This is a genomic window from Flavobacterium sp. HTF (assembly GCF_003105115.1).
GTDB lineage: Bacteria > Bacteroidota > Bacteroidia > Flavobacteriales > Flavobacteriaceae > Flavobacterium.
This window is the reverse complement of record NZ_QETH01000007.1, coordinates 108,155-115,914: the sequence shown is the minus strand read 5'-3', so window position 1 is coordinate 115,914 and position 7,760 is coordinate 108,155. Positions and strand designations below refer to the sequence as shown.

At 37.2% G+C, this 7,760-nt stretch carries 5 protein-coding genes; 2 read left to right on the top strand and 3 right to left on the bottom strand.

Translation table 11 applies throughout. From position 1 onward, the window contains the following. The first annotated feature begins 156 nt into the window (after positions 1-156). Both DCO46_RS03790 and DCO46_RS03785 read left to right on the top strand, forming a co-directional pair. Positions 157-762, top strand: coding sequence for a biliverdin-producing heme oxygenase (locus DCO46_RS03790; RefSeq protein ID WP_165828827.1), 606 nt, complete (start codon positions 157-159; stop codon positions 760-762). Next, positions 759-3,026, top strand: coding sequence for an ATP-binding protein (locus DCO46_RS03785; RefSeq protein ID WP_116751244.1), 2,268 nt, complete (start codon positions 759-761; stop codon positions 3,024-3,026). Before DCO46_RS03790 ends, DCO46_RS03785 begins: the two co-directional genes overlap by 4 nt. Positions 3,027-3,037: 11 nt before the next feature. On the opposite strand, the gene DCO46_RS03780 is transcribed toward DCO46_RS03785, so the two are convergent. From DCO46_RS03780 to DCO46_RS03770, 3 genes are all read right to left on the bottom strand, one after another. Beyond that, positions 3,038-3,994 carry a phytanoyl-CoA dioxygenase family protein gene (locus DCO46_RS03780; RefSeq protein WP_243416248.1) on the bottom strand — a complete coding sequence of 319 codons (957 nt, stop codon included), beginning with the start codon at positions 3,992-3,994 and terminating at the stop codon, positions 3,038-3,040. A 107-nt stretch (positions 3,995-4,101) separates the two neighbouring features. Then, positions 4,102-5,316, bottom strand: coding sequence for a hypothetical protein (locus tag DCO46_RS03775; protein ID WP_116751243.1), 1,215 nt, complete (start codon positions 5,314-5,316; stop codon positions 4,102-4,104). Between the two features lie 49 nt (positions 5,317-5,365). Then, the gene (locus DCO46_RS03770; RefSeq protein ID WP_116751242.1) at positions 5,366-7,723 is read right to left on the bottom strand and encodes a TonB-dependent receptor; all 2,358 of its coding nucleotides are present in this window, start codon (positions 7,721-7,723) and stop codon (positions 5,366-5,368) included. Positions 7,724-7,760: the final 37 nt, after the last annotated feature.

Genomic DNA, 7,760 nt, shown 5'->3' with positions numbered 1-7,760 from the left:
ACTGAAAATGGACTAGGAATGTATTAATTTTAAAAACAATTGATTTTCAATTTGTAAGAATAAGGAACTATTAATGTAATTAGCTTAAATGTATTTTTTTTTTAAATTTGCTTAGAGAATATGCCTGGAGGTATTTCTAAAATTGTAATACTATCTATGAGCACAAATCCCACTTCTTTACTATCATCCCATTTTCTTAATGATCTAAAAAACCAGACAGCAGACTCCCATAAAAACTTAGAGAGCCTTCCTGTTTCAGCTTCGATTTTATCCCCGGATATGAAAATAGAAGATTACTGTCATTATTTAAATCTGATGCATGATGTACATAAAAGCACTGAAGAAGTTATTTTTCCTTTGCTTACAGGAATAGTTGCTGATTTGGAACACAGAAAAAAAACACCTCTTATTGAAGAAGATCTTTCGTTTCTTAACTATAATAAAAGGGTTTCAGAAAACGTTTTTCAAATTACAGCTATATCAGTTCCGTTTGCACTGGGAATATTATATGTTATTGAAGGTTCAACTCTTGGCGGAAGATTTATTCTGAAAAATGTTTCGGCCAATCCAAAACTTTCAGGTAATGAAGGAGTGTCCTATTTTAATGGTTACGGAGATAAAACAGGAAGTTATTGGAAAAACTTTCTTAATATGCTTTCAGAATATGAAAACACAAACAATTGTGCAGAAGAAATTATAGAAGGAGCGGTTTATGCGTTTGACAGTATTTACAATCATTTTGGGAGCAGACAGAAAGAATGAAGATTAAAGATATAGTAAATCGTGATATTGTTACGCTGACCAATTGCGAACATGAACCGATACATGTGCCGGGAAAAATTCAGCCTCACGGATTTTTAATAGGACTGACTCCGGACAGAAAAATAGATTTTTGCACGGAGAATATTTCAGGATTTGTAAGCATAACGCATGCAGAGACGCTTGGTAAAAATTTTGCCGATGTTTTTGGATCAGAAGCAGAACAGCAAATTTTTGAATATATAGGAGAAGATAATAAAGATGTATTTCCTCTTGAAATTGACCTGCTTGGAAACCTATTTCAAATCAGCATTCACAGAAGTTTTGATATATACATCCTCGAAGCTGAATTTAAGTTTACCGGAAGGGAAAAACTGGCAGATGTCTACACACAGACCATTCAGTTTGTGACCCAGATGAACAATACCAAATCACTTAAGGATTTATGCGCGCTTGTTGCAGAAGGAACCCGCGAGATAACGGGTTACGATCGTGTAATGATTTACCGTTTTGATGAGCAGTACAATGGCGAAGTTTTTGCCGAAAGCTGCAGAGAGGATTTAGAACCGTTTTTGGGATTGCATTACCCGCATACAGATATTCCGGCGCAGGCCAGGGAATTATATATTAAAAACCAGCTTAGGTTAATAGTAGATGTTAATTATGAGCCGGTTCCGATTTTTACAGTTGACGATTCAGAAAATAAAAACCTGGATTTAAGCCTTTCTATACTTAGAAGTACCTCACCAATCCATGTTGAATATTTGCAAAATATGGGTGTTGGTGCCACACTTACGATTTCACTAATACATCATGGACGACTTTGGGGGTTAATTGCCTGCCATCATTATTCAAAAAAGAATATCTCTCCGGAAATTAGGCTGGCGGCAAAACTTCAGGGACAGTTTATAACCTCTCAGATTGATATAAGACAATCTAATGATGAGAATTTAAACGCCCAGAATACAGCCGAAGCGCTTGAACAGTTAACAGGTATGGATTTTCAGTTTGTTCAGGATTCATTAGAGAAAATTATCAGCTCACCTGAATTACTGCATATTTGTAATGCTGCGGGTGTTTCTATTATTAGCAGGGGAAAAATCTATAAAAATGGCTTAACACCTTCTGATGATCAAATTCTAGCCTTAATAGAATCTATTGGGAACCTGAAAATCAATACAATATTTGCGACCAATAAGCTCAATGACCATTTTCCTGAATTGGAAAACTGCTCTACAATTGCCGGCATTATTTATCATTCTCTGGGAAGTACCGACCATATTATTTGGTTCCGTCCGGAAACGATATCCGAAATTAGCTGGGGGGGCGATCCGGAAAAAAGTATTGTAAAAGACAGCACAGGTCTTCATCCGCGAAATTCATTTAATATCTGGAAACAGATTATTAAAAATCAAAGCAGTATCTGGAAACAGTATGAAATTAACGGAGCAGCCCAATATGCCCACGTTCTTCATAACCAGCTTATGATGATCATGCTGAGTGAAGAGGAAGAAAAATACCGTACTCAAAGTGAAATTCTTCGCGAAACCAATTCAGAACTTGAAAACATCAACTGGATTAGTACTCATGATTTACAGGAACCACTCCGAAAAATACAAATGATTACTTCCAAAGTGATTTCTGAAATTGATGCTGTGCCTTTGGATTCAATTGCTCATTCGCTGCAGCGTGTATCAAAATCAGCCAGCAGAATGAGGGTTTTACTGGAAGATATTCTGAAGTATACCAGAATTAAGAACACACAAGGCATTCTTGAAAAAACGGATTTAAATAAAATTCTTCAGTTTACAATTGAAGATATGAGTGAAATGATTACAGAAAGCAAAGCTGTAATTCAGTATGAAAACCTTCCGGAAATTCATTCTATCACTTTTTTGATGAAACAGCTGTTTTCAAATATTATACAGAATTCGTTAAAATATGCATCAACAGAGAGAACGCCTGTTATCACCATTACAGCTTCTGACGAACCGGTTATAATCGAACACATGTTTAAAGTATATTGTTACTGGGTTCGTTTCTCTGATAACGGAATTGGCTTTGACCAGCAGTATGCTGAATCAATTTTTAAGGTTTTTACAAGATTGCACCATAAAGAAGAATATACAGGATCGGGAATTGGTCTGGCCTTGTGCAAAAAGATTATGCAGGCTGTAGGAGGTGCTATTTTTGCAGAAGGAAAACCCGGGAAAGGAACAGATATAACAATTTATTTTCCTTGTGATCCTTCAGATACACTTTTGTAAATTATACTAACTCAAATCCATTCTCCGGAAGTATCATAATCCTGAGGTAAATAGGTAAGATATTGTACCATTCGGGGTATTTTTCCCTTATTTGGAGTAGCGCAATGCGGTAATGTATTATTCCAGATTATAAAATCGCCGGCATTACCGGTTATCGGTTCAGGCTCCAGGGTTCTGATTGCTCTATCTCTTGGATTTTCATCAGGTTCCAGACTATTTAACCATTGGTTTATTTCGTTATGAAATCCCGTGACACAATGAAATGCACCATCATCAGGACCGCAATCCGTAAGATAAAGCAGCCCCTGCAATCCAAACGTAATGGGCTGGTTTAAACTGGTATCCCAATGCAACGGACTTCCTAAAAATTTAAATCCTTTAGTTTCGGGTGGATTAAAGCTTACTTTGTCTATGGTTTTGTATATTTTGTCTGTGTTGTAAAGTTGTTCATAAGCTTTTCTGATCCGGGGTGAAAACCGGTTTTTATTTAATGTTTCATGATCAGAAAAATTAAGCATTAACCCTTTTTGGTTTTCATGTCTTTTATACCAGGTTTCGGGATTGTCAGAATCCATTTTCAGGTAATTCCAGATGGCTTTCTGGGTGTCTTCGCAATCTTTTTTCGAAATAGCTTCTTTTACAATGATATAACCTTTTTTATTCCAAAATTCCAGATCCTCATCAGACAAAACGTTCGCAATTAAACTTTCAGATTCAGTTTTATCATGTTTTTGTCTGGCAGAAATCCAGGTTTTAAAACTTTCAAAATCAGGTCTTTCAATATAAAGAAACTGCAGCGTATCTTCCATACTAATGCCTAATTGATATAACGTTTTAATTTCCTTGTCCCAGTTTTGATTATCTGCTGTAATAGGAGCAGAGGGGTCTAAAATGCGTTTCCAAAAAGGTTCAAGAATGGTCCAGGGCATATTTTTGTAATTTTTAAATTCAAAAGTTTTATAACTCAAAAATAACCCTTTCGGTTTTTTCCATTTATAGTATAAATACCTGATTTTGTAATAAAAAAAGCAGGTATAGAATGTATACCTGCTTTTAAGTTTAATAATTAGTTTTTTTAGTGGCTTTCACTATTTTCATAACCAATAATCGTAATCATATACGGTGTATTGGATACTTTTATTTTCTTTGAAACAGCTGAAGAAAGGTCAAGCTGGATTAATTCTCCCGTATTTGGCGAAGTGATGTAAGCAAATCTTTCGCTAATTGCCAGTTGAGGTTTTAATGTTGCATCTGTTGCAGTTTCTGAAATCGGTTTTGTTTCTTTTTCTACTGCTAAGCTTGTAAGGTTAAAAAGTTTAAACTCGCCAGAATGCAAAAGAAGTCCCAGTTTTTTGTGATTGTAACTCACTTTGCATTGCATAATTGTTGTGTTTTGTAAAATTGGTTTTATGGTACTGTTTACAACATCAATTAAATAAGCACCTTTTGCTGCTGTAAAACCAACAAATTTTCCATTATCTGCAGTTTCCAGAATACTCCCAAACCAGGCCGTTCCAAAATCAGACGGAAGTGTGATCAATTTCTGGTTTCCGTTGCTTTCTACAACCAAAACCCCGTCAACAGAACCAAATACGGCATAAGTTCCGTCTGAGGCATTACCGTGAATTCCTTTTGTTGCGATTTTCGCAGCAAAAAGGGTAGCTCCCGTGTTGTTAATAATTTTTACTTTTTCAGGAAGCGTTCCCGTAACAGAATTATCTTTTTCGGTAATGGCATAAGTTCCGTTAGAAAATTGTGCCATGGCACCGTGATGTGCCAAAAGACCGGCATTTATGGTTTTAAAAACACTTCCGGATTTATTTACATCAGCTTCTTTACCAACAGATAAAGTACCGTCACCATCATTAAACGTTAAAATCTCACCCAATTTACTTTTAAAGTGTGTCGGCTTAAGCGACTGGCCAGTCAGAAATCCGAATTGTGGATTTCCGTCTACATCGATATGGTCACCATGCGTTTCAAAACCACTGTCAAAAGTTTCAACAGTATTATTATCCCTGTGCACAATTCCGGCATACCTGCCTGATCCGGTTGTATACAAAGCTGATTTGGCAAACTTTGCCGTAAAAGAACTGGTTTTCGCTTCAGCGGGATCTACCAGTGTCAGTTCTGTCGTTTTTTCGTCAGAAAGTAAAATTCTCAGGTACTTATGCTCTGTTACTACTTCTGCGGGCTCTTCGGTATTATTGTTGTCATCATCGTTGCTGCAAGAGGCAGAAAATAGAGCAAAAGCAGTTAAAAATAAAAATTTGTAATACTTGTTTTTCATTGAATTATGGATTAAAATTGATTAATATTTGATTTTAAATTTGGACTGATTATTGAATCAGAAAAGGAATTTTCATTGATAAAATAATATTCCTGCCAGCCTCAGGAAGTTCGATAAGCCTGTAAAAACTAGTGTGGTTGAGGTAACGGGTATTAAACAAGTTCTGAACCTGAAAACTTATGGTAATATCCTGTTTCCCTGATTGTATTTTTGTACCAAAAGCAAGATTAAAAACATGGCTTTCCGCTGTCTTTTTTTCCGGTGGTACAATATGATTCTGTTGGGCTGTAATTCGGTAATCCAAAGAGAAATAAGGTTCTTTTAGGAATTTAATCTTCGGATTATAAGTCAGTCCAAACAAAACAGATGGAGGAGGGGAAAAGGGCAGGGTATAGCCTTTTTTTCTTCCGGACTGTTGTTCGGAGTAAAGATATTCAGCAAGAATTTCTGCATTTAAAACTTCAGAAAACTGAATATTAGCCTGCAATTCTGCACCATAACGAAAAACCTCACTCTGTTGATATTCAAAAACCTGATTTCCTGCGCCATAATACGTATCATGCCCGGAAGTGGGATTCAGATAGATATAATTCGGGAAATAGTTGGCAAAAGGCGTCAGCTGTACAGACCAGGCCTGAGTTTTCCATTCCATTCCAAAATCCAGCTGATATGAACGTTCGGCATCAAGATTGGGATTTCCCTTTTCGAATCTGAAATAATGATAATTGACACCATTAGAAGCCAGTTCTTTTGCAATAGGCATTCTATAGCTTGTTCCCAAATTGGCTTTCAGCGAAAGATTTCCGGGATTGTAATTAACCCCGGCCGACCAGGTAAAACTATTGAACGTTTTCTCAAGTTCCTGTGAACGTTGTAGATATTCCGGACTATTTTGGTCTCCGTCAGGGACTTCACTCTGAAACCAATCGTAATAGGAATCCATTTTAATCATTCCGTGGTCCAGACGGATAGCGCCATTTAGCAGCCATTCGTCATTGAGGGCAATTTTATCATAAAGAAATATTCCTGCCTGAAATTGGGTAAACGCCGGAATCAGGAAACTCCAGCCGCCGATTTTATTTTGCTGATGTATCGCGTTGCCTCCCAAAGCCAGCTGATGCTTTCCCACAGCAAATTCATCCTTAGCCGAAAATGACCAAACCTGTTTGTCATACTGACGCTCTAAATTTTCCGGCGCATCAAGATTATTGGGATAAATCGGCGGCATGTAGCCATGATTTACATATTGACTCCATTCACGCCTGAAATTCTTCTGAAAACCGAATTGGGTTTCTATCGCATGATCTGCCCATTTAAAAGAAGTCGTATTACTGATCTTAAAATGATTGACTTGCTGGTAAGGAATCAGTATATCTCTGCTGGATTTGTCATGAATTCCGGTATCAACATTTCTGGGTTCAAGACCGTGCGCATTTGCAAAAAAACCGCTTTTGCTGTGTACATTACTGATATAAAAAACCGATTTAAGATTTTCGCCTGTAAAACCAGTACTAAAATGAAGATCCAATTCTTTTCCCGCAGTATTTCGCAGCTGATTTTTGTATAAAGGAACAGCATAATTGTACACGTGTACGGTGTCTGCCGGCACGCGGTAATCACCATAGTCCATTACGGTAATCCGACTGTCAAAAAACCAGTTTTCATTTCTTCCGAATACATTCAAAGAACCGCCAAATTGTTCATTATTGCTTTTTCCGGTAATATCTGTACTGCCTCCAAAAGTGTTTTTTGCAGGAAGCGGCAGCGGCTTAATATTAATGGCTCCTCCAATAGCTTCAGCCCCATAAATAAAAGACGAAGGACCTTTGATGATTTCAACACGGTTTACAGCATATTGGTCAATTTCCAAACCATGATCGGCTCCCCATTGCTGACCTTCGTGTTTAAGTCCGTTTTCTACCACAACTACCTGATTAAAACCCAGTCCGCGAATGAGAGGCTTAGAGCCGCCTGAACCTATAGAGATGGTTTTTATGCCCGGCATTCTTTGCAAAGACTGCATCAGGCTTCCGCCAAGGTTTCGCTGGATATAACCGGAGTTTACAATTTCCAGATTAAGCGATTCCTCTTTTTTACGTTTTTCGCCATAAGATTCTGTTACGATTACTTCTTCAAGTTCTTTTATTTCGGGTTTTAGGATAATATCATGCAATTGTCCTGATTGTTGATTTAAATCTGCTTCAAAAGTCTGAAAACCAGAAAAATGTGCCACCAGTTTCGCAGTTCCAAAAGGAATCGAGTCAAATTTAAATTCACCTTTTTTGTTGGTAATCACAGTAATTTTTGACGGATAAAGAGTAACAGAAGCACCTTCTAATGGCTTGTGAGAATCAGAAAGTATGCGGCCGGAAAGCACTGCTGTTTGCGCAAATGAGTGTTCAGCCATTGATAAACAGCATAGCAGTAACAGACAGTGTAACCTA